At 34.1% G+C, this 258-nt stretch carries 1 pseudogene; it reads left to right on the top strand.

The window, feature by feature from the left end:
- A pseudogene (locus AAEY62_RS23290) lies at positions 1 to 133 on the top strand (peptide ABC transporter permease); the annotation flags it as partial.
- Between the last annotated feature and the right edge of the window lie 125 nt (positions 134 to 258).

The raw sequence follows: 258 nt of genomic DNA, 5'->3' as shown, positions 1-258 counted from the left end.
CACTGTCATTGGCTTACTCGTAGGCACTTTTGCTGGTATTAGTCGTGGGCTTCGCTCCAGCTTTTTAAATCACTTACTGGATATAACGCTTTCTATTCCGTCGTTGTTGCTGGCAATTATTATTATAGCGATATTCCCATTAATTATCTTTTGGGAAGCGATCAATTACACTATTAGCATAGTAGGTGGCATTAAAATTTATAAGATGTAAGATATGGTGATTTAAATTTTTATGTTATAATCATTTGTGTGTAAACT

The organism is Pseudoalteromonas sp. GW168-MNA-CIBAN-0100 (assembly GCF_040309225.1).
Lineage (GTDB): Bacteria > Pseudomonadota > Gammaproteobacteria > Enterobacterales > Alteromonadaceae > Pseudoalteromonas > Pseudoalteromonas arctica.
Note: the sequence above shows the minus strand (reverse complement) of the source record. Positions and strands in the feature narration are given on the sequence as shown.